The sequence below is a fragment of the Sphingobacteriaceae bacterium genome (genome assembly GCA_002319075.1).
In the GTDB taxonomy this organism is placed as follows: domain Bacteria; phylum Bacteroidota; class Bacteroidia; order B-17B0; family Aurantibacillaceae; genus Aurantibacillus.
The window spans coordinates 5049280-5069407 of the sequence record NVQB01000001.1; the positions used below are offsets into that span (position 1 = coordinate 5049280).

The 20128-nt window shown below is 35.2% G+C and carries 17 protein-coding genes; 4 read left to right on the forward strand and 13 right to left on the reverse strand.

The window, feature by feature from the left end; translation table 11 throughout:
- Positions 1-10: 10 nt before the first annotated feature.
- From CNR22_21905 to CNR22_21915, 3 genes are all read right to left on the reverse strand, one after another.
- Positions 11-1927 (reverse strand): hypothetical protein, encoded by a 1917-nt coding sequence (locus CNR22_21905; GenBank protein PBQ34314.1) that lies wholly within the window; start codon positions 1925-1927, stop codon positions 11-13.
- Complete coding sequence (locus tag CNR22_21910; GenBank protein ID PBQ34315.1) at positions 1914-2633, reverse strand: hypothetical protein; 720 nt, start codon at positions 2631-2633, stop codon at positions 1914-1916. The genes CNR22_21905 and CNR22_21910 overlap by 14 nt, the downstream gene beginning before the upstream one ends.
- 192 nt (positions 2634-2825) lie before the next feature.
- The gene (locus CNR22_21915) at positions 2826-3677 is read right to left on the reverse strand and encodes a hypothetical protein (protein PBQ34316.1); all 852 of its coding nucleotides are present in this window, start codon (positions 3675-3677) and stop codon (positions 2826-2828) included.
- Positions 3678-3808: 131 nt separating this feature from the next.
- On the opposite strand from CNR22_21915, the gene CNR22_21920 reads away from it, so the two are divergent.
- Complete coding sequence (locus tag CNR22_21920) at positions 3809-4897, forward strand: hypothetical protein (protein PBQ34317.1); 1089 nt, start codon at positions 3809-3811, stop codon at positions 4895-4897.
- 3 nt (positions 4898-4900) lie between these two features.
- Here CNR22_21920 and CNR22_21925 read toward each other — a convergent pair whose 3' ends face one another.
- On the reverse strand, positions 4901-5476 hold the full coding sequence (locus CNR22_21925) for a protoporphyrinogen IX oxidase (protein PBQ34318.1): 576 nt from the start codon (positions 5474-5476) through the stop codon (positions 4901-4903).
- Between the two features lie 49 nt (positions 5477-5525).
- Between CNR22_21925 and CNR22_21930 the strand changes: the two genes are divergently transcribed.
- A complete protein-coding gene (locus CNR22_21930) occupies positions 5526-6035 on the forward strand; it encodes an acyl-CoA thioesterase (GenBank protein PBQ34319.1) in 510 nt (169 codons plus the stop codon).
- Here CNR22_21930 and CNR22_21935 read toward each other — a convergent pair.
- The 4 genes from CNR22_21935 to CNR22_21950 are packed head-to-tail and all read right to left on the reverse strand — an operon-like array spanning position 6024 to position 11414.
- Complete coding sequence (locus CNR22_21935) at positions 6024-7613, reverse strand: hypothetical protein (protein ID PBQ34320.1); 1590 nt, start codon at positions 7611-7613, stop codon at positions 6024-6026. The two genes, CNR22_21930 and CNR22_21935, sit on opposite strands and share 12 nt — an antisense overlap.
- Positions 7606-8772, reverse strand: a complete 1167-nt coding sequence (locus CNR22_21940; GenBank protein PBQ34321.1) for a hypothetical protein — start codon at positions 8770-8772, stop codon at positions 7606-7608. Before CNR22_21940 ends, CNR22_21935 begins: the two co-directional genes overlap by 8 nt.
- Positions 8765-10024 carry a hypothetical protein gene (locus CNR22_21945; protein PBQ34322.1) on the reverse strand — a complete coding sequence of 420 codons (1260 nt, stop codon included), beginning with the start codon at positions 10022-10024 and terminating at the stop codon, positions 8765-8767. The genes CNR22_21940 and CNR22_21945 overlap by 8 nt, the downstream gene beginning before the upstream one ends.
- A complete protein-coding gene (locus CNR22_21950) occupies positions 9966-11414 on the reverse strand; it encodes a hypothetical protein (GenBank protein ID PBQ34323.1) in 1449 nt (482 codons plus the stop codon). The genes CNR22_21945 and CNR22_21950 overlap by 59 nt, the downstream gene beginning before the upstream one ends.
- Positions 11415-11474: 60 nt before the next feature.
- Between CNR22_21950 and CNR22_21955 the strand changes: the two genes are divergently transcribed.
- Complete coding sequence (locus CNR22_21955) at positions 11475-12224, forward strand: glycosyl transferase family 2 (protein PBQ34324.1); 750 nt, start codon at positions 11475-11477, stop codon at positions 12222-12224.
- A 5-nt stretch (positions 12225-12229) separates the two neighbouring features.
- Entirely contained in the window at positions 12230-12904 is a 675-nt protein-coding gene (locus CNR22_21960) for a hypothetical protein (GenBank protein ID PBQ34325.1), read from the forward strand.
- Between the two features lie 3 nt (positions 12905-12907).
- On the opposite strand, the gene CNR22_21965 is transcribed toward CNR22_21960, so the two are convergent.
- From CNR22_21965 to CNR22_21985, 5 genes are all read right to left on the reverse strand, one after another.
- Entirely contained in the window at positions 12908-13450 is a 543-nt protein-coding gene (locus tag CNR22_21965; protein ID PBQ34326.1) for a hypothetical protein, read from the reverse strand.
- Between the two features lie 84 nt (positions 13451-13534).
- Positions 13535-15001: a hypothetical protein gene (locus tag CNR22_21970; protein PBQ34327.1), complete on the reverse strand. Its 1467-nt coding sequence runs from the start codon at positions 14999-15001 to the stop codon at positions 13535-13537.
- A 208-nt stretch (positions 15002-15209) separates the two neighbouring features.
- Entirely contained in the window at positions 15210-16298 is a 1089-nt protein-coding gene (locus CNR22_21975; GenBank protein ID PBQ34328.1) for a hypothetical protein, read from the reverse strand.
- Positions 16299-16368: 70 nt separating this feature from the next.
- Complete coding sequence (locus CNR22_21980) at positions 16369-17124, reverse strand: hypothetical protein (protein ID PBQ34329.1); 756 nt, start codon at positions 17122-17124, stop codon at positions 16369-16371.
- Positions 17117-20125, reverse strand: coding sequence for a hypothetical protein (locus tag CNR22_21985; protein PBQ34330.1), 3009 nt, complete (start codon positions 20123-20125; stop codon positions 17117-17119). The genes CNR22_21980 and CNR22_21985 overlap by 8 nt, the downstream gene beginning before the upstream one ends.
- Positions 20126-20128: the final 3 nt, after the last annotated feature.

Below are 20128 nucleotides of genomic sequence, written 5' to 3' on the forward strand. Positions count from 1 at the left end.
GGTGAAAGAACTATTTTCTTTTTAAAACCTTAATGGTTTTTGTGCCCAAAGAAGTTTTTACTTTAAGAAGGTAAATTTCACTTGCGAGTCCGGAAATGTCAAAGCTAATTTTTGTAAGAGTAGGTTCAGTAGTTGTAGAAAATAGAGTTTTGCCGGCAAGATCAATGAGTTCTACTTTAACATACTCGTAACCTGCATCTGTTAGCAAGATTGTCATGGTTGTATTCGCCTCGTTAGTATAAGCTGTAAAATCAAATGCCGGAACAGGTATGGCAGTCAAAGTCACAGAACTTAATCCTGGACAAATATCGATAAGAGTTGCTGCGCCTGAATTAAAGTTCTTAGTATTATAATTGCGTTTGGAAAAAATGACGCGGTACATACCGTTGTTTAAAAGAGCGGAATACGAACCGTCAGCTAGTGTATAAGTAGAGTCAGTAACCGCACCCGAGGATACTGCTGCAAATTTAATTTTAATGCCGGCATGGTTTGTGTTCCCATCGAGCAATGCTGATGACTTTACAAGTGTTTTTGTGGCCGGGCACATTTTCGGAATTCCCCAGCCTATGGAATTGTTTGGTGCACAGTAGTTTGTAGATGTTTTCTTCAAGGTATCAATTACCTTCATGTTGTTGAAATTTTTATGAGCCTGCCAAAAGCAGGTCATGGCTCCGGCGAGAACTGGTGTTGCAAAAGAAGTTCCGCTACCAGGATATCCATCGTTACCAATTTCTCCCCCGGTAATCCAGGTATTTACTCCTGTGGCAACAAAATCTGGTTTAATTCTTTTGTCGGAGGTGGGTCCAACTGAACTGAAACCACCAATTATTCCAGCAGTATCCACAGCACCGACAGTGCAAATACTATCTGCGTCGCCCGGAACACTAATATATTTCCAACTGTTCGCTCCTTCATTTCCAGCGGCATTTAAAACGAGCATACCTTTTCTTGCGGCCATATTTGCAGCAATACTCATAGGGGCAGTTCTACCATTTAACGAAGCGTAAGTGTGATTTTGATTAGGGTCATCAAACTGCGTGTAACCCAACGATGTTGTAAGCACATCGATACCTACACTGTCGGCAAACTCAGCTGCCCGAATCCAATTATATTCTTCGCTCAGAGTTTCCTGCGCCTCTTCGGTTCTGAATAACCAGATATCAGCAAGCGGTGCTGAACCCAACATGCGTCCCGGAATGTTTCCGGCAATTGTTGACAGAACTGCTGTTCCGTGAGTGCTACCCATGTATACATTTGTGCCACCATCGGCAAAATTTCTTGTTCCAATAATCCCTCCCCTATTTCTTAAACTATCAAACCCATGGTAAGTGTCTACATTTGAAAAACCTGCATCCATAATACCTATTGTCATTCCCTGGCCGCGATAACCTTGTTCGTGCAAGCAGACAACATTAAGTTGTTGATTTTGCCAGAATGATCCGCCGTAATTATAACTTGTGGATGAAGTTTCTTTCGCTTCGCGTCCCTGGGCAAAGTTGGTTTCAGGATTGGTGTTTACTGGTTCGTTTATGGAAATATGGTATTTTTTTACTTTAGACGTATCTAAAACAAAACTAAAAGTGCTGATTGTTGCAAGGGCTGTAACAGCTTGAGATCGGCTTGGTACAGAAATAACTACACCATTGAGCCACTTGGAGGAAAACAACACAGTAACATCTGTAACACTATCAATTTGTGAAACATAACTTGGATTTACGGGCAAGTCTGTGACATTGTAATTAATAGAATAAGCCAATCGCCTGGAAATGGATTTTTGAGTCAGAAAGGCAGAAGGGTTGGTAAGTGTATAAGGGGTTCCTGTTTTATCTTTCAGCTTGATCCAGTACTTAAATTGTGAAAAGGATGTGAATCCTGAAAAAATAAAACAAATTAAAATTAAAGCAGAGAGTTTTTTATTCATAACCATAAGTAACCAAAGTTTGTTTATAAATTATACCACTTTCAATTCTGCTTTCCACAGGCATGTTAGCGACAATAGTATTTGACAGAAGGTCTTTAATTTCGCGGGATACCAGTCCTACTCCCTTTGCATATTTTTCAATATAATATTCGTACGAGATTAAAGTTCGGTAATCTTTTTGTTTTACAAGTAATACACTTGGGAAACTTGTGCTTGCAATAGTTTCTGTTCTATCTATATAGTCGTAGGTAAATTCTTGTATTCCCAAAGTATTATTTGCATTTCCATCCCAACTGATTTTTTCCTGAACCGGAAAAATAAGCTTGGTGATACGTTGATTTGATTCCACAACCTGGATACTACTTTTATTTGCATTAATCATCCATGCTTCTTTAATGGTCCAGGGAATACTGTCGTAGGATTTTAATGGATCAAATCTTTTAACAGAACGTTCTATTCGAATAGCGGGTTGACCAGTATTATCTGTAAAATTCTCTACCAATTTTTCTTTGATACGGTATTTGTAAACAAGGGTATCTTTAGGTAACTGCGTATAAACGGTACTATCAATATCATAAATAACAAATTTGCCAAGATCAGTTGGATAATACTCGAGCCCTAAAAGGGATGAATCTTGAGCAATCTCTTTTTTAGAGCAGGATACCAGCAAGAATAAAATGAGACCAGCAACTATAAATACATGATTTTTCAAGTATTTAAATATAGTGAAAAGAAACAGAAACTTGAGAGAATGTAGGGTTGTAAAAAAACGCAATTTGTTAACACTTCAATTTTTGAAAAATAAAGTCTGAAATACCCTGGTTAAAGCTGGTGTAACCCTGGCATCCCTTATATGACACTTTCTAAGGCAAAGATGGAAACTATGAGCGTAAAAACAAGAGGGTTAAAATCCGTAATCTTTGTAGGTTTTTGTAAATTCGCCTTCTTCAAACTTGGGATTCACTTGCAGGAAGTGATAATTGTATTCTTCAAAGATTCCCTTTTCATCATTAACTTTCATACTGATTGGTAAAAAGTAAAGTTGATCAATATACATGGTAACTGTTCTGGCATACCAATTTGGAATTTTAATAACCTGACCTTTTTTAAGAATATCAAAATAATCCTTGAATTTTGGATTTTTTTCGAGGATCATATATTCAGCAATGTGAAATTTACGTGCTATAGATGTTATACTTTCATTCTCACCAATGGTATAATCGATGTACTTAAAATCTTTATTATCAATTAAAATTTTATAACAAGGTCGGTTATTAACCCGTTCTTCACCAGCGTAAGAAAATACATCATCAAACTTCTCACCCAGTTTGTCTATAGTATTTTGAATAATACTGGCGAAATAGTCATAACCCATCTCATTCAGCGTATGATGCTGATCCTGGCGCATTAAATTCCCCATGGGATCCAGATTCAGATTAAAATAGGGGAAAGAATTAGGTTTAACGAGCGCTTTTCCTTCGTTTTGCCCTTGCAACCAAAGCACTTCAATTCCTTTGATGTAAAGATATATAAGACGAGGGTTGCGGCTGAATTTTACGGCACTTTCATAATAATTGTACCCTTTTTTTCCGCGCTCGGTTATCTTAAGGTGGTATTTAAGCCCTTTTACTTCTTTAATTGACTTTAGACTCTTGATAACAATGTCTTTACAGTTAAGATCTGATTTTTGGGAATAGCCAAAACCCAGTTGAGTAAAAAAAAGTACAACAAATAGTAGAGATATATTTATTTTCATACGAAGCGCAAAAATACTATAATCGTTATAATCATTACGGTTTATTAAAAATTATTTAATAAAAAATTGTTTCTGCATAAAATTCATTCTATATATTTGAAATAGAAGGTTACATTTGTGGTCCATAATCAATGAGCGTTCAGCAAACCATAATTAAAGGAATTAAAGAGCAACTCTTCTTTAATAACTATCTTGTTTTGCCAAATTTTGGAGGTTTCGTTCTTAAATCGACCCCCTCACACTTTTCCGCTTCCGGCGGATTACTTGTACCTCCTTCAAAAACAGTTAGTTTCAATGCTCAGTTAAAGCAAAATGATGGTATTCTTGCAGTCTGGCTTCAAAATGCTTTAAAATGCCGTGCCAACGAGGCGCTAAATCATTTAACTGACTTTTCAGAATTTTGTACTGGCATTTTAAATGCTAAAAGGCGTTTGGCTCTTGAAGGAATAGGTTTCTTTTATCTTGACTTTGAAAATAATATTTGTTTTGAACCACAACAGGATTCTAACTTTTTAACAAAAAGTTTTGGTTTAGGTTCTGTTTCTATAAAAGAACTAGAGATTACTTTAACAGAGCCTAAAAAAGAAACTGTCTTTGTTGACCGTACTTTACATACATCAGAACATATTTCAGAGCCAGTAAATGGTCCGGTAAAAAGCAGAAGAAATTATTCGAAGATAGCGATTCCTGTTTCGCTTGTTGCGGTGTTAATTGCTCTTCTTGGATTGCTTGTAAACAACACGCAATTTAAAGGAGATTTGAGAGCTTCGTTATACGGAGAAACTACAAAAGGTATTTATACGCCACTTAATTACGCTGATCTAAGTATTCTTGGTAGCGATATAAAACAACCCACCTATGTTGCAGATGCCAATGGAATTGCAACGCTTGAACTGGATGCTAAAAAACATATCGCAGTTAAAGCCCTTGAAAACAGCTTTAATACGCCCGATTTAAAACACTCAGGATCAACTCATATAACCAACCTTGGGTCTGGAAAATTCGAAATTGTTTTAGGTTGTTTTACGGTACTTGAGAATGCTGAACGTATGGTAAGCAAGCTGTCTTCTAAACACATTCGCGCCACGGTAAGTGGTAAAAATAACAAAGGAATGTATGTTGTAAGCAATGGCAATTACGCCACAAAAGAAGAGGCTATCACAAAACTTATTGAAGTGAAGGATTTCTTTCCTCACGCCTGGATTAAAAAAGATCAGTAAGATCTACTTTTTTTCTTCTAAATTTTCACTACTTTCTTTCTTACGACTTTTTCTATAAATCAAGACCCCAATCATCAACGTGGCTGCAAAGCCAAAGAGTCCTAGTATTCCAACTAATAAGCCTGAAGTGGATTTTACTACCACAAGAAAAACAATTGCTACAAGTAATACTGTAGCCAATTCGTTTAAGAGTCTGAGTTTTAATGATGAAAGATTGAATAATCCTTTTTTCTGTTGCGATAAAATGCGTTGACAGCCGATATGATAAATGGTGAGAACGCCAACAGAAATTAATTTTAACCACATCCATGGTTGACTTAAATAGAATTCCCAATTCAGATACAACATCCATCCACCAAAAACAAAAGTCCCTATCATGGACGGCCACCCGATAATATACCAGAGCTTGCGTTGCATTAAAGTTAACTGATCGGTTAAAATCTTTTTTGCTACGTCATCTTTTTTTTGAGCTTCTGCAGCGTAAATAAAAAGTCTAACAATATAGAAGAGCGCCGCAAACCAGCATACTACGAAGATTATGTGTAGCGAAAGAATATATTTAATTTGTGTAGAATCCATGTCGCAAAAGTAAGGTATAATTACCTAAATTTGTAACCTTACAAAAATTATGAAATCCAAGACGCCATCGCAATCCGCAACAATAAACACCGAAATGATTCTTCCCACAGATACCAATCACGTTGGAAATCTATTTGGAGGAACTTTAATGAAGTGGGTTGACATTACAGGTGCGATTGCCGCCCAACGTCATTGCGGCCGAGTGGTTGTCACAGCTGCTATTAATCACGTATCGTTCGATAATCCCATCCGCCAAAACAGTATCGTAACACTTGATGCGAAAGTAAGCCGTGCATTTTCAAGCAGTATGGAGGTTTTTGTGGATGTTTTTGTAGAAAATCCAACTACCGGGGCAAAAACCAAATGCAACGAAGCAATATTAACGTTTGTGGCCATTGATCAGAATGGCTCTCCCCTGCCCGTTCCACCTTTGAGTCCTGAAACCGAAACGGAAATTAAGCGTTATGAAGGAGCTTTAAGAAGAAGGCAATTATCTTTAGTTATAGCAGGAAGAATGAAGGCCGAGGACGCTACCGAATTAAAAGCATTATTTACTTAGTCTTTTCTTTTTAGAATTTTCGGGCATTTTATTTTCTTCTGGTAACTGTTTTGGGAGTGTATGAAGTTCAAATCTCGAACGGGGACGTTTAGCATACTGCCAGTTAAACCCTTTGATCTTTGCATTTTCAACATCCACAAGTTTAATCGGATCAATGTCTCCATTCGTCAATGGTTTCATAGTTACTTTTTCAATATCCCCTTTTTTAAACCACATGTAGATTTCGGAGCAATTTGTTTTGTTGAGACCTATTAATTTCTCTTTGTTTTTTGGATAATAAAGAACATCTGCATTGCCTGTTACAATTACACGCCTTATAGTATCGTTCGAAATGAGTCCGTCTATAGCTCTGCCAGACAGCTGGTTAAATTTATTTTTATTGTTTAGCGTATCGACCTGTTGAATAAGAAAAGCTTTGCCTTCGAGATGAAAGCCTTTGACCGAACTTTTTCCTATATCTACTTTTATAATTTTAGAAGTTGCCTGTGAATTTGTGCTCCAGAGTACCGGAGTATTAAATAGTTTCATTAAAGAATCTTGTGTGTTCATGGTTGCCGAATCACACATGGCCTGAAGATCTGTTTTATAAATCTTAACATGATGATAAGCATTTAGAAAATTATTTACAGAATCAAGATCTCTGTGGTAAAGTGTATCGGCGGCAATGAATAAAGTATCCTTTTCCATGATGCGTGCGTAGATGGCTTTTTTCGTTACTAGTGCTTCTGACTTTAATTCATGATATTCAACGTAATCGCCATATATAATAGATTTTTGGGAAGTATCTACCAGAGTGACATTTCTAAAAGCTCTCCCATATTTTAGAAGTCTGTCATACACCAAACTGTCGCCCCTCAGTTTTTGTTGGGATGTAACAAGTAAAGCGTTTTTACTGAAAGCTGCTTTCTCTTTATTGGTATCGTACCAGCCATTTTCGCAATAAATATAATCTGTTTTACTTAAAATGATGCTTGGCCCTAGAAAATACGAAGTTCTTGTTGGGATTTTATACTTAAGTGTGTCGGAGTTCATTTTGTAATCCGGATTGGTGAGAACCACATCATAATGAAAGGTGGCTTCTTTGGTAGCAGAATAATAATGTCCGTTTTTACTTACCAGTGTGTTTTCTTTGTTTACAATAGTTCCGCCGTTGTAATAATTAGCAATAGAATTTCCTACGTCAAAAGTCAGGTAATTTGTTGTGAGAGTCATGTCTTTTTCCACACACTTTACATTGTTTTTAAGTGTTGCAATTCGGGTTTTACCTTCGTATAAGAGGCTGTCTCCCGTTACCCTGATACTGTCTCCCTTAGTAATTAGAATATGCCCGTAAGCTTTCATCCTGTTTGTTTCAGAATAGATATACGCTGTATCGCAATACAATAAAGCACCTTCGTGTTCACAAATTACATTTCCACTTAAAATTTTTGCTTCATTCTTTTCACCGTCGTATTCAAGATTATCCGCATTTCTGATCTCAATTTGTTTTTTTGAGGGCGGCAATAGAGGCGATTTTTGTGCTACAATTTGAAAATAGCTCACCAGACTAAAATATATAAAAAAAACTTTTTTAAACATCTCTTTTAATCGGTTGCCAGACACTTGTTTTAATGCCTTGTGTAAATTTTATAAACCCATCGAGTAATGCCAGGTTCATGAGGTAAAAATGACTAATGAATTTCAAAAAAGAGTTTTGAAATTTAAAAAAATGGTCAAGAATGGGAAATGAAAGTCCGAAGAGTTGCATAAAAAATAATACGCTAAAAATAGGCTGGAATGAACAAAGAAAGAGTGATGAAAAAAGGCTCAGGATGAGAAAAAAAGGTGTGAGCCAGCGTAAAACCTTGTGTGACCAGAAGGTATAACTAATTGGCTTCCAGAAAGTAATAAGCAGTTTCTTAAAGAAAAAAAGATTCTGAAAATTTCCGGAAGAGATTCTGACCTTTCGTTTATATTCGCCGGCAGTATCAGAGGGCACATCCTCAATGCAAATTGCTTCTGAATTAAAAAGTGTATATTTTCCACGGTTTAAAACCTGCATGGTAATAAAAAAATCGTCTACTATAAATTTTAGTGGCACTTTGCTAAAAAGGTTATCACGAATAGCATAACAGCCTCCTTCAGCCCCCATAATTAAATTAAATGCATTGCTTTCGCAGGACTTAATTTTATTTTCCATTGAGAGGTATTTTTTCTCTTGAATTGCTATTCCCTCATCGTTCAATGACTCTTTTACAATGTTACCAGCCACAATTCCAACCCGGTGATCTTTAAATTTTTTCACCAGTTCAAAAAGTGTTGTTGGTTTAAAAATTACATTGGCATCGGTCATGATCAAAATTTCTTCATCTCCCATAGATTGCAGATGGTTAATGATACTGATTTTACCAACCCTTCCCGTAAATTTTACGAGTTCAAGATTTTGATATTTTTTCTTGAGAGATTCCACGATGGCGTCTGTATTATCGGCAGAAGCATCGGATCCCACATAAACTTTTATTTTAGCTGGCGGATAGGTAGTGTTAAAAATAGAGTCGATTTTTTCTTTAATTACTTTTTCTTCATTGTAGGCAGCCACTAGAACTGCGACATTTGGAAGAAGTTCGTCAGCTTGATATTCAAGGATTTTATTTTTTGATTTTGAAAAAAAAATCATCATAACTGCGGGATAAAGCAGGTAGGTATGCACTATCAAAGCCACTGACGCTGTAAAAACTATCAGCAGAAAGCTATGCATTTAATAATTTGTTGTAAAATTCAACAAGGCGGGCCGCTACTTTGAAGTTATCAAATTCAGCACGGGCAAATTCAGCAGCATTTTTTTCCAGGTCTGTTCTTATCGAATTGTCTTTTAGAAGTTTTATAACTGCATTTGAAAACTCTTTGGCATTATCAGCTATAAGAATATTTTTACCATCCGTGTAATTTATACCCTCTGCGCCAATGCTGGTGCTAACTATTGCTTTGCCATAAGCCATACCTTCAATAATCTTTATCCTTAAACCACTACCCGACCAAAGTGGAACTATCATTACCTGGTGTTGTTGAAAAAATGCTTTTCCATTTTCAACATTTTCAACGATTACTACGTTAGGTCTGGTTATATGAAAAAATTCAAGAGGCATGCCCCTGCCCGCTACTATTAATTTTGCTTCTGGTACCTCCTTGTGAATTGTATCCCAACAGTTAGTCAAAAACCAATTCGCCGCTTCCTGGTTGGGAAGCCAATCCATCGATCCGAAATAAAAAATAGTTTTGGCTTTCTCGTTCAGATTGAGTTTGGTCTGGTAACTCTTAACGTCGACACCAGTTATGCAACTAAAAATCGGTTTAGTAAACCCTAATTTTTTAAACTCATCCTCATCTGTTTTCGTGATAGGTACAATTGCATCCACCTTCGCCATAACTTCCATCTCAAACTTTTTAAGACGCTTGTTCTGGAGGGTTAAATAGATTTTTTTAGCACTCATTTTTTCGTGAGCAATATGCCTTCTCCAGATAAAATGTTCAATATTGTGTGCTCTCAAAACTACCCTGGCTTTTGAATATTTTTTTATGGTGTCGATATAAACACCCATAAACAAGCCCTCTACCTGCACTATGTCAAAGGTTTCTGACTTTAATGTTTCGATCAATTTTCGTTCAAACGCTTTAAAATAAAACCTTGAAACAAAGTAGGAACTACCTGTAAATAGATTAAAAAACGCTCCAAGGGCGGATGTATTGGTGTTATTATATACAGAAGCGTAGTGTGATTTGATTTTAAATTCTTGAGGAACTTCAGAATCAGCCTTAAAATGTTTTTTTGTATTAATGGTTAGTAAATGTAAAGGAATGTTGTTTTCAATGAAGCCCTTGGCCATATTAAAGATAGCAATACTACTCCCGTCATTTGTAGGGTAAGGCGCTTTATTAGATATCTGTAAAACTTTAAACACGTGTTTTTTTCTTGAACAATTTACCAATCCATGTATAATAGACCGTGGCATCAAATATAGCAGAATCGTTGGCTGCTTTAACTGTTAAAAAAATACTTATCGGCATAAAAATTACCAGAGGCGCCCACAGAGCTTGCCATGGAGGCATAAGGCCATCTATCGCCAACGAATTAAACATTTCCGTTAAGATATAAAAAGTAAGAAAGAAAAATACAGAAACTATTACCGGAAGCCCCAAACCACCTTTTTTAATAATTGCACCAAGCGGTGCGCCTACAAAAAATAAAATAATGCAGGCAAAACACACTACAATTTTTTTATGCCATTCCATCAGAAATTGATTAATCTGCATGTCTTCCCCCTCTCTGCCGATGCTGTAACTATCCACATTGCCTGCCGCCGTGCGGGCAATATTTAATGCATTTTGAATAGCCATATTAAACTGATCGGTCTTTAAACTATCATAAAAAATTTGAACATTGCTAGTAGGAAAAGCATTTTTAGAACCTATGAGCGCAGAAGTTCTGCTGTAAAAGGAAGTTTTGGATTGATGAATTAGATTATCTACACGCCTCCTTAAAACCCTCCTGGTGGAATCTACTACCGAATCTATTTGCCAGACATTCAGCATTTCACCATGATTTTTAAAAAGTTCTTCATTTGTACGTTTCATTTTAAAATCCTCAAGCGGAATTTTAACCTGGAGTTGTTTGTAGATAAGATGAGAAAGCGCTTTTTGAGAGCCTGATTTATTTTGATCATCTTCCATATAACGGTTACCATCTCTTAAAATTAGCACTAATGCAGACGTATCGGCGGTTGTGGTGATCTTTCCAGTTTTAGAATACATCTGAATGGTATTGCCCTGGTGAGAACTATGATCATAAATATAAACATCATAAAGTACGTCTTTTTTTGGAGATTTTTTTCCAACGCGTAAACTGTAATTATCGATCTGATTGTAGAATATCCCTTCTTTAATATTTACTGCGGGTTTTTTTTGCCGTATATCGTACAAGAGTGCGGTAGAATTTAACTGCACTACAGGTAAAATAAAATTATTGAAAAGAAAAGTGAGTCCGGCAAGAAATAAGATCAGAATAAAAACAGCCTTCATAATTCTGAAAAGCGAAAGTCCGGAAGATTTCATGGCGGCCAGTTCGTAAGCTTCGGCCATGTTACCAAAACTCATAATAGACGCCAGTAAAACTGCTAATGGAATACATTGGGGAATTATGGCGATCCAGGCGTAGGCAAACAGTTGTAATAAATCTGTGGTTTTAAGTCCTTTACCTATAAAATCGTCGAGGTAAGTAATAACAATTTGCACCAAAAACAATAGAAAAACACTTATGAAAAGTGTCGCAAAAAAAGGAGGTAAAAACGACTTGAGCGTTAGTGTATGTAATTTTTTCAGAAACACAATTTCGTGTATAAAAATACAGTTATTTGCTTACTTTTAATTTATAAATTAAACAAACTTTGTTATTTTTGTTGACTTATGATAAACGGAAAAAAAATAATTGCGGTTCTTCCCGCTTACAATGCGGCACTCACATTAAAGAAGACTTACGACGAAATTCCATTTGATATTGTAGACGATGTTGTGCTGGTAGATGATCACAGTAAAGATAACACTTCGGAAGTTGCAAAAGGAATTGGAATAAAGCACGTGATCCGTCACGAAAAAAATAAAGGATACGGCGGAAACCAAAAAACATGTTATGATACTGCTATGAATCTGGGAGCTGATATTGTAATTATGCTTCATCCCGATTATCAATACACTCCTAAACTAATTCAAAGCTTGAGCTATTTGATCGCAAATGACCTTTACCCTGTAGCCTTTGGTTCAAGAATTTTAGGAAAAGGCGCGTTAAAAGGTGGTATGCCATTGTATAAATACATTTTTAACCGTATGCTTACCTTCACTCAAAATGTTTTAATAAATCAAAAATTATCTGAATACCATACGGGTTACCGTGCCTTTTCTAAAGAAGTAATTCAAAAAATTAATTATCACGCAAACTCAGATGATTTTGTGTTTGATAACCAGATGATCTCACAAATATTTTACGCCGGCTTTGATATAGCTGAAGTTACTTGTCCTACAAAATATTTTCCAGAGGCCAGTTCTATAAATTTTAGAAGAAGTGCAAAATACGGAATGGGAGTTTTAGGAGTTTCGTTCACACACTTCTTCAACCGTATAGGATTGTTAAAATCAGAAATTTATAAAACCAAAAACTAAATAAGATGGCGGTTTATCGTTTTAAAGTTTTCCTGGAAGATAATGAAGATGTTTTTAGAGACATTGACATTAAAGCTGCACAGACCTTTGAGCAGTTCCATACCATTATACAAGAGGCTTTCAAATTTGATGCAAAGCATGCCTCCGCGTTTTTTGTAAGTGATGATTACTGGCGCAAAGGTCAGGAAATTACTCTTCGAAAAGAGGATCTTCCTCTAGAAGAAGAAGAAATTCGCAAAAATGTAGATCCAAAGAAGTTAATGTCTGAGACGAAAATTGCAAAGTTTATCGAGCAGCCGCACCAGCGTTTTGTTTACGTTTTTGATCCTGTTGTTCAATGGACTTTTCTTATTGAGATGATTAAGATTGTGGAAGAAAACTCTAAATTAAACTACCCTGCAATTATAAAAAGTTACGGTACTGCCCCAAAACAATATAAACAAGTTAATCTTGCTAAAGAAGAACTTAGTCCAGATATGGCGATGGCCGGTTTGCTTGCCGATCCTGAAGAAGATGAGGATGACGCCGCTTACAAAACACTTGACACAGGTGAAGAAGGGGTTGAGGAGGATGATATAAATAGTCTTGAAGGTGAGGAAGGTGAAGAAGTAGAAAACGAAGAAGGACACGACGAAGAAGGCGCTGAGGATTTAGGGTTTGATAGCGAAGAAGAACATTAACCTTTACTTGGAAGAAGTTGTTGTGGTATCACTATTCAGGTGTTGAAAATCTATATTTATTATTTTTATATTCTTGTTTTTAGTCATCTTAACCCGCACAATTCCAATTTCTCTTATTAAAAAACCTGTAGCTAACAAAGCGGCCGAAATGTAGGCCGCTTTTTCATTGAAAACAGGCGAAGTATCGGTAATAACATTATTAACAGTATTGAGTGTGACAAATCCCACTCCAACCATAAAAAAGATTGTCTGAAAAGTAGTTATCAGCGGATTGTGTTTTCTCAAACGTAAAGCCTTTATCTGGTCCAACTTCACTTCTGTATAGTTTTCAAAAAGAATGGTACTGTCTTGTAACTTGATAATCTTGTCTTTATTAAAATGATGCTCACCTTTTAACTTAAACTCCAGCATTTCAGTGTTTAATACGTCAATAATTTTAGGGCTTCCAAAGCGCATATAAGTCACGCGTAAAAGAGATTGTGATTGGGCTTTTGCTAAACCCGCAGATAAAACAATTAATAAGAGAATATATTTTAAATATTTCATCATGAAGGGCGTAATTAAAAGTACGTTATTAAATTGAATCTTTCAATTTATATGCCAACCACTTATATCCCAACCAGGCAGTATCTATTTTATGAGTTTAAACCTTTTGAAGACCTTGTTGACTTCTTCAATGGTTTTAAATTTAAGATTCATAAGGGAGAAGATGATGACTGTAAACGCGCTACCAAGAGATGCTTTTACAAGCGGATGCCAGGATGCTGGAATAAGCAGAATAAAAGCTACAGAGGTTATAATGCAGATCAAAATAAAAAAAGTGTGTTTTGAAAAAGGCTGCATTTTAAAGCGCAGAATGATATAGAAATATTTCAAAATATTGAAAACGCCAATCGCTAGAAGTGTAGCTGTAGCGGCACCAGAAATCCCGAAACGGGCAATCAGTATATTGTTAGCAAACAAAGAAACTACTATAAGTATAAATAAGAAAAAGGAAGCTGCGAAATACTTGTGAGAATAAAGAATGACGGAAGAATTAACTCCCGTAAGCAGATTAAATAAGGACGAAAATGAAACGATAAAAAAAGCTGTTTTACCCTGGTGGTACTCAGCAGGTAGATTCATAAAAATTAAATCAATACCAGACCATAACAAACAAAAAAGAACTCCGCCTGCAAAAAACATGTAGCGACTGCTCATTTCGTAAATTTTTGCCACCTCTGCCCTGTCATTAATATTCCATGCGTAGGCTATTTTCGGGCTGGCAATTCTATCAAGACTGTTAAATGGAATCTCCATAACCGCGCACATCATCACGCAGGTTGCATAAACTCCCACCAATTTTTCATTTAAAAAATGTCCGATAAGCAATTGATCTATAAACTTAATACCAAGCGATGCGAAGGCGGTTAACATCATTAAAAAACCAAAAAAGAAAATTTCTCTCAGATTTAAAGTTTTAAAAAATGCCAGGTTTATCCTAAAAGAAATGGAATTGTTTTTAAGAAGGTAAATAAGAAGTAAGATGAGTTGCACTAAAAAAACACCTATGAAGCACAATACAAAAAAGTGTTTATCTATAACGTTATAACTATAAAGCAGAACCACAATAAGTTGTCCAACCCTTGTAAAAATATCGGTTAAAAATACAGTAAAAGTTGTTTTAAGTAAGGCAGTGGAATAAATGGTGTAAACAGAGATTAAAGATAATATGTAGGCAAAAACAAGTGATTCGTTAAAATATTTGGGGAACTCCGGCGAATTGTGGTAGTAGCCGACAAAAAAAGATTTACCCAGGTATATGAGAAAACCAATAATACAGGCTCCAAATGAGCTTACTAATAAAATTAAGGTAAACAGCCCATGATGCCGATTGTCGTCGTTTCTAATTTTAGGAAAAAAACGAAGTGTAATACTCCCTATTCCAAGCGGCATTAAAACTGCGGCCATCCAAGAAAAAGAAAAAAGTAAACGTACTAACCCAATGTCTGACGATGAAATTAAATTTGGTTGAATGTAAATTATTAAGAAGCCAAGAGCAGCACCAATGTAGCTTAATAAAGTGTTGTTTATACTTTGTTTTTTTATTTCCCCCACTTATATAGACTTAAAATTGCATTTGATATTGTTTATGGCACATTTGTCGCAATGAAGATAACATTCCAATACCTTTAATTTCAGAGCAAAAATAATATTATTTCGGGGTAAATTTAGTCAAAGCTTGTTAATCATTTGAAGCATAAATTTATGATTATCAGTACTGAAAAAGAAATACACCACATATCGCCGTGTGCGAATTGCTTTACTACTTCGAAGATAACACTTTATTATACAAGCTAATTTGAGTATCAATGTTGGAAGTAAGCTGATAGTTTTCATAAGCTTGCTTATAAGCCCTATCGATCATGGAATAATATTTTTCAGGGTGTAAAACCAGGTCCGTGATCGCCTCCGCCGTTTGTTGTGCATTATTAAAATCGACAAATACAGCATTATTCGCGTCAGCAACAACTTCTAAAAAACCAGGTGTGGGTGTAACAACCAAAGGTATCTTGCATGCCATTGCTTCAATTAACGAGACTCCAAAACTTTCTTGTTTCGATAAATAAACGCAAATGTCGATCTTCTCTAACCGATCTGGAATTTGTTCAGAATTAATCCAGCCTGAAAATTCAACTTTATCTTCAATTTTTAAATCTTTTACCAGTTGCCTCATCTTGTGCAACTTACTGCCATCGCCCGCCATTAGAAGCTGTAACTTATATTCCGGAATTTTTTTTGTTACCAGAGAAAATGCTTCAAGGAGTATTTCTGGTGCGTATATATTTTCGATTTTTTTAAAACATCCAATATAAATTATCTTGTCTTTGCAAAGCGGTGTATGCTCTCTTTTTCTAAAAAGGCTAAAATCTATTCCAAAAGGAATAACACAAATAGGCCGATTTGAATATAAACTCATCTCTTTGGCCATAGCATGACTTGTAGAAATTATACTGTAAGCCCTGCTTAGGTTGTATTTAATGATCTGTTTATTTATAAAACCCTGTGTGGGGAAAAGAAAAACATCGCTTCCCCATGCCGTTACAAGATGTCTTTTAAAGCCTGTAAGGTTTGCAAGAAGTGAATAATTTGTAATGAAATGAGAATGCAAAATATCTGGCTTAAATTGCCTTATCATAGTCCTTAATTTTAAATAAAGTTCAATATATTTTGATACTAAATTTCTATAAGGCTTTTTAGGGTAATACACGTCTTTAAGCACTTCATACCACTTATCTTCTGATGTTGGGGCGTTTATACTAAACAAAGCTACCGTTACCTGTTTGTGTTTAAGAGCCAGGGCCCATTTTTTTGTATGAGACGAATTAATATTTGCTACTAAAAGAACTCTCATAAAATACAGAATACTACTCCCTAATCTTTTTTATTAGTCAAATTTAGCAAAAAGATCTGTCGGGAGTAACCTATTGCCCTAGCAATGCGATTATTTCTTTTTTCTTTAGTTCTGAAATATAAAATACCGTAGAATTTTTCATAGTTATATAGTGTTTTAAACCGGTAGAACATTTCTCAATAAAATTTACGTTCACATAACTAGTTTCATTTATTTTCAGGTAATTAGAGAAATTTTTGAGGATGAATTCAAATTCGGATAAAGGCTTCGCAGAGGTATGCTTTTCGGAATAGTACTTTGTGAATAGCGTTTCGCTACTACCTTGTTCTATATACATAATCTCTTCAATATCCAGTAGTACCGCAGTGTTGTTGATGTTCAGCAATAATTTATTTAAAACCTTTTCAGAATTATATAAGCTGACAATTTGTTTAAGATTATCCGACTTGTTTTGTTTACTCTTTATGCTTTGTTCCACTTTTTCTAAAGTGATTTTAAACTTATCAAGATCAATTGGTTTCAAAACATAATCTAAAGCATTAAAGTCAAAGGCTTGTAGAGTATATTCGTCGAAGCCAGTTATAAAAACAACATCAAAATCTATTTCCAAGAAGTGGCTTAAAAGATCAAAACCACTACCATCCGGCATTTTGATATCCAAAAAAACCACATTCGGCTTAAACTGCTTTATAACACTAATTCCATCGCGAACGTTTTCTGCTTCGCCTACGATCTCAAACCCGGGGTTTATTTTTACGACCAAAAGCTCAATCAGTTTCCTGTTTAAATATTCGTCGTCAATTATAACTGCTTTTATTTTACTCATAAACTAGGGGAGACAAATTTAAAGGTAATTGTATAGTGACTCTTGTTCCGCACGGTGCATTTTTTTCATCTACGAGATCAGTATAAAGAATATCAGCCGTGTTAATTGCAAAAAGATAATTGATATTGCTTAATCGCTGCTCTGTTAGTTGTAAACCTTTTGATTGCCTGATATTTCCAATATTCTTCTTTTTGGTTTGACGGCCAACGCCATTATCTTCTATAATAATTTTTAAAATATCCGAATCTTTAACAATACTAATAATTAGCTTCCCCTTCCTTAAATTTTTCAGTGGTAATAACCCATGCCAGATTGTGTTTTCGATAAGAGGATTTAATATCAGAGCCGGCACATATATTTTTTCCTGATCAATATCTTCACCCACATGGATCTCATAATTAAATTTATTCTCAAATCGCAATTGTTCAAGATCCATATTTAAAACAGCTATTTCAAGTTCTTCGCGCACAGTAGCCAACGAACGTGTTGAAAAATTTAAGATTTGTCTAACCAGTAAGCCGAACTTAGCAATGTACTTTGTTGCGGCTTCTACCCTATTGTTCACAATCAAGAGTTGAATGGCAGATAAACAATTTGACATAAAGTGTGGATTTATTTGCGCTTTCAGCGCAATAAGCTTATACTCCATAATAAGTCTTTCAGCGTTCTCTTTGCGGGTTCTTCTATTTTTTAAGTTTTTAAAAACCAACGAAAGGCTCAAAATTATTGTAAGAATTATTATTACCGCTACAACTACTACAAAGTAAGGTGTCTGCCAGAACGCAGGTACAATGGAAAATGGGACAACGAGTTTGAAATTTTCTCCCTGAATTATTGCAGGGTATGTGTTTAATGTATAATTTCCTGGAGGTAATTTTTGAAATTTAATACTTGTTCCATATGTTAGGCCACTTTCGATAGCCGGCCCGCTAAGAATATATTTTATTTCAGTTTTGCTATTAGAAAAATGAATCAGATCAAAGTCAAATTCAATATTATTTTCATAATAACTCAGTGATTTTAAAACAGTCGTAGGTTGTTCAACAGAATTAACATAGATCTTGTTTAAATTAAAATTGATATTTTCCTCTGTAGCAATTTTATCATAGTCAACAATTACAAGTCCGTTTTTTGTAGCCATATAGATCTTTTTTTCAAAATACACCGCATTCTGAACATCACCTGTGTAAATACGAACCCATTTTAGAAGCATAGGGTTATTTCGGTTTGATTGGGCATAAAACAACCCTTTATTTGTAGATAATAAAATAGCATCTTGTTCGGTAAAATTAACAGCGTTCACAATATCACTTGGAAGCCCTTCTTTTGTAGAAATGTTAATCAGATTATCGTGTTTGTCGAGAAAAAAAATGCCGTATCCCGTTGAGCTAAACCAAAAATTATCGTACTTGTCTTTTGTGATTTTGCGGATAATCTTGTGTTCAGTTGATTTTAGATAAACTGGCCGATCTAATTCAACTTTCACAACGCGCCAAGCATCTTTAAAAGTTTCGGGCGATCTAAATATTCCCAGGTCGCACAGGTAAAGTCCATTTTCAGTAGCTACGATCAAATCTCCTTTTCTGTACTCACAGTCTAAAGTTTTAGAATTTACGTCAAAACGCTTAATAAGCTCTTCTTTTACAATAGCGCCAAACCCCCTTCTTTGAAGATAAACGATTGTATCAGATTTTTTATAAATAAACTTCTGAATATTCTGCATTTTTTTGAGATTCCAGGAGTTAGTGGATTTGCCAGCGCCTATTTTCTTTTTCTTTAGGCTGTACATGAATGAAAGAAAATAATTCCCATCAAACTTTGCGATATCTAAAGTACTCTCTGATTTATAAAACGGATCTGCGGTTTCGTTATGCTGATAAATAGCTTCTATTTGGTTGTTGCGGATTTTAAAAACATCATCGTTAGAGGTGGCAACATAAAGCTCATTATCAATTATTTTTAAATAATTGATTGAGTGAGACAATAAACTATTACCGCTAAAATGCGAGTTATTTATATTTTCGTAATGAAACAGTCCTAGACCTGGAGTTGAGGCCCACAAGCCATTCTGCGAATCAATCAGTACGTCGTTTACGGTTGTATTTTTTAAGTAATGGTTTATGATAGAATCTTTTTCATTCAACTCATAAATCCCATTATTTAAGCATGCTACCCATTTATGATCATTTTTATCTATCGCAAAATTTGTTATAAATGAGCTAAAACCATTATATGCCATGGGTTTTTTTTGCGAAAATCTGACCAAGCGATTGTAAAAAGAGAAATAGATACCATTGCTACTCTTTTTGAAAAGTCTGGGTGCGCCATTCGCTTTGCGATCAACTTCCCCATAAATCAAATTCCCGTTACTTTCTAATACCATACCTAGTTTATCATTTGGCCTGTAAAAATTGTAAATCTCCTTGTCAAAATATTTACTTACAGCAAACAGGGTGTTTCCTCGTTCAAAAACCCTTATCGAAATTGTATCACCTTTAATCTGGTCAGCCAGATCGATGGGAATGTAGGAATTTCCCTGCCGTAAAAACTTGTAATTATATTGCTTCGTAATAGCATAAATATTCAAGCTATCGTCTACATATAGCTGGTAAATTTCACACACATTCTGTTTAAGTTTTTCTGAAATGGCGCTCGGAACATTTACGAGGAATGCGCTATCATTGATGATTTTGTAAAATTTAGCATTGGAATTTGCTACCCATTTCTCGCCATTTTTATTTTCGTATATGGAATAAATAAATGACTCGCTGAACGGCAAGTTCTTAAGAACGGGTTTAAATTCTACACTATTGTATTTTAAAACGCCATAATTGGTAAAAAGCCAAATGTAGCCTGACTTATCTTGATGTAAATTATAAACCTCGTCAGATAACAAGCCTTCTCTGGTGGTGTAACGCGTAAAACCCTCTCTCTGTGCGTTTGTAATGAGATTTTGTAGTATAAAAAGAAAAATAAAGATTTTAATTTTCTGGAAGTTCATAAC

Excerpts from the sequence above, each read along its gene's own strand:
- CNR22_21955 (PBQ34324.1), top strand. The coding sequence starts at position 11,475 with ATGATAAACGGAAAAAAAATAATTGCGGTTCTTCCCGCTTACAATGCG.
- CNR22_21960 (PBQ34325.1), top strand. The coding sequence starts at position 12,230 with ATGGCGGTTTATCGTTTTAAAGTTTTCCTGGAAGATAATGAAGATGTT.
- CNR22_21945 (PBQ34322.1), bottom strand. The coding sequence starts at position 10,024 with ATGCCACGGTCTATTATACATGGATTGGTAAATTGTTCAAGAAAAAAA.
- CNR22_21985 (PBQ34330.1), bottom strand. The coding sequence starts at position 20,125 with ATGAACTTCCAGAAAATTAAAATCTTTATTTTTCTTTTTATACTACAA.
- CNR22_21925 (PBQ34318.1), bottom strand. The coding sequence starts at position 5,476 with ATGGATTCTACACAAATTAAATATATTCTTTCGCTACACATAATCTTC.
- CNR22_21975 (PBQ34328.1), bottom strand. The coding sequence starts at position 16,298 with ATGAGAGTTCTTTTAGTAGCAAATATTAATTCGTCTCATACAAAAAAA.
- CNR22_21980 (PBQ34329.1), bottom strand. The coding sequence starts at position 17,124 with ATGAGTAAAATAAAAGCAGTTATAATTGACGACGAATATTTAAACAGG.
- CNR22_21920 (PBQ34317.1), top strand. The coding sequence starts at position 3,809 with ATGAGCGTTCAGCAAACCATAATTAAAGGAATTAAAGAGCAACTCTTC.
- CNR22_21965 (PBQ34326.1), bottom strand. The coding sequence starts at position 13,450 with ATGAAATATTTAAAATATATTCTCTTATTAATTGTTTTATCTGCGGGT.
- CNR22_21915 (PBQ34316.1), bottom strand. The coding sequence starts at position 3,677 with ATGAAAATAAATATATCTCTACTATTTGTTGTACTTTTTTTTACTCAA.
- CNR22_21930 (PBQ34319.1), top strand. The coding sequence starts at position 5,526 with ATGAAATCCAAGACGCCATCGCAATCCGCAACAATAAACACCGAAATG.
- CNR22_21905 (PBQ34314.1), bottom strand. The coding sequence starts at position 1,927 with ATGGTTATGAATAAAAAACTCTCTGCTTTAATTTTAATTTGTTTTATT.
- CNR22_21940 (PBQ34321.1), bottom strand. The coding sequence starts at position 8,772 with ATGCATAGCTTTCTGCTGATAGTTTTTACAGCGTCAGTGGCTTTGATA.
- CNR22_21935 (PBQ34320.1), bottom strand. The coding sequence starts at position 7,613 with ATGTTTAAAAAAGTTTTTTTTATATATTTTAGTCTGGTGAGCTATTTT.